Origin of the sequence: Nocardia farcinica (genome assembly GCF_029867845.1) — a bacterium.
Classification (GTDB): Bacteria; Actinomycetota; Actinomycetes; order Mycobacteriales; family Mycobacteriaceae; genus Nocardia; species Nocardia farcinica_A.
The window spans coordinates 1-2,323 of sequence record NZ_JARWRU010000500.1 but is presented as its reverse complement, the minus strand read 5'-3'; the positions used below and the strand labels follow the sequence as shown (position 1 = coordinate 2,323).

Genomic DNA, 2,323 nt, shown 5'->3' with positions numbered 1-2,323 from the left:
TTATACTCGCCCGGCGGTGGCGCGCCGGGGGGGGGGGGGGGGCGTGGCGGAGGGCGCGTGGGCCGCCCCGCGCGCGGTGATCGGCCTGGTCCAGGAGCACACCCTGCCGCTGCGGCGCAGCTACCTGCGCGGCGCGGGCAGCCTGCGCGACAGCATCGCCGAACTCGACCTGATCTGGCCGGGCGCCCGCCTCGACCTGGGTGGACGCGGTCCCGACGTGCTGCGCGCCAGACAGGCCGCCGCCATGCTGGCCGCCGCGCGCTGGATCGCCCACAGCGCGCTGACCCGCACCGAGAGCCGCGGCCTGCACCACCGCACCGACCACCCGGCGCAGTCACCGCAGTGGCGCACCCGCCTGCTCGTCACCGGTGTCGACGAGATCACCGTCGACCGCGAACGCCCGCTCGCCGCACCGGCGGGCCGCCGGGGGTTCGTGGTCAGGCCGGCCGGCCGGTCGAACCCGGCGCCGGACCAGCCCCGCTCCGACCAGCCCCGCTCCGATCAGCCCCGCTCCGCTCGCGGCGCCGACCTCACCCGGCCGGGTCCGCGCTGATGTGACAGCTCACCACCGCCCGCGCGGCCGTGGCGAGTTTGTCCTAACCCGGAGGTAATTCCGGCCGCCTACCCTGGGCATATGGCGTGTCACCGGTTACACCGACGCCGGTTTGGCAAGTCGTCGGCCCGGCTGGCAGAATGTTGCGGATTCCGTATCCTTGCCACCGCCGGGTACGGAAACACGGTGACCCCCGCCGCCCGACGTACCGTCGCCCCGTGGGCCGCCCCGACCGTCCCGCCCGGACCCACCCGTCCGGCTCCGCTCCGCGATCCGCGCGGCGTCGTCACATCCCGAAATTTCACCGGCCGTTCCGGTACGGTCGCGACAACGAAATTCCGTCAGGCGCTGCCGATCTGCGGTCCCGAGCATCAGAAATCAATTACCCGGCGGTAACCGTCCACCGGTTGAGCCAGAACCGAGCAGGAGTGAAATCGTGTCATCTGTGACTGACGCACCGAATGCCACCGCGAGTTTGTCCGAAATCACCCAAGACGAAATCTTCGCCGGACATCTCGGGGGCAAGCTCTCGGTCGAGCTCTCCTCGCCGCTGGAGACCCAGCGGGATCTGTCCATCGCCTACACGCCGGGCGTGGCGCAGGTCAGCCGCGCGATCGCGCAGGACGAATCGCTGGCCAAGCGCTACACCTGGACCGACCGTCTGGTCGCCGTCGTCAGCGACGGCACCGCCGTGCTCGGCCTGGGCGACATCGGCCCGCGCGCCTCGCTGCCGGTGATGGAAGGCAAGGCCGCGCTGTTCAAGAAGTTCGCCGGCCTGGACTCGATCCCGATCGTGCTCGACACCAAGGACGTCGACGAGATCGTCGAGACCCTCATCCGCCTGCGCCCGAGCTTCGGCGCCATCAACCTGGAGGACATCTCCGCCCCGCGCTGCTTCGAGATCGAGAAGCGCGTCATCGAGGCGCTGGACATCCCCGTGATGCACGACGACCAGCACGGCACCGCCATCGTGGTGCTGGCCGCCCTCAACGGCGCGGCGCGCGTGCAGGGCCGCGACATCGAGGGCCTGAAGGTCGTGGTGTCCGGTGCGGGCGCGGCCGGTGTCGCGTGCACCAACATCCTGCTCGCGGCGGGCGTGGCCGATGTGACCGTGCTCGACTCCAAGGGCATCATCGGCAAGGACCGCGAGGACCTGAACGCGGTCAAGGCCGAGCTGGCAGGCCGCACCAACCCGCGCGGCCTGACCGGCGGCTCCGCCGAGGCACTGGAAGGCGCCGACGTGTTCCTCGGCCTGTCGGCCGGTGTGATCCCCGAGGAGCTCATCGCCACCATGGCGCCGGAGGCGATCGTGTTCGCCATGTCGAACCCCGACCCGGAGATCCACCCCGACGTGGCGCGCAAGTACGCCTCGATCGTGGCCACCGGGCGCAGCGACTTCCCGAACCAGATCAACAACGTGCTGGCCTTCCCCGGCGTGTTCAAGGGCGCGCTGGACGCCGGCGCCCGCCGCATCACCGAGGGCATGAAGATCGCCGCCGCCAACGCCATCCTGAGCGTCGTGGCCGACGAGCTGGGCCCGGAGAAGATCGTGCCCAGCCCGCTGGACCCGCGCGTCGCCCCGGCCGTCGCCGAGGCCGTCGCCGCCGCCGCGCGCGCCGAGGGTGTCGCGTAGAGCCGCTCCCGCGAGACACACGAGGCGCCCCCCGCGCTCGCCGCGCGGGGCGCCGCGCGGTTTACCCCGGCGCGCCGGCGCAAGTGTAGCCCGCGGCGGGGCCCCGGGGAATTTAAACCCGGGCCGAACCCCCGCCC

General features: G+C 72.1%; 1 protein-coding gene and 1 pseudogene. Both read left to right on the top strand.

Annotated features, from left to right (window positions below; genetic code table 11):
* Nucleotides 1-553 (top strand): annotated as a pseudogene (locus tag QH283_RS10925) (hypothetical protein); the annotation flags it as partial.
* A 436-nt stretch (nucleotides 554-989) separates the two neighbouring features.
* A complete protein-coding gene (locus tag QH283_RS10920) occupies nucleotides 990-2,186 on the top strand; it encodes an NAD(P)-dependent malic enzyme (RefSeq protein ID WP_414689557.1) in 1,197 nt (398 codons plus the stop codon).
* The last annotated feature ends 137 nt before the right edge of the window (nucleotides 2,187-2,323 follow it).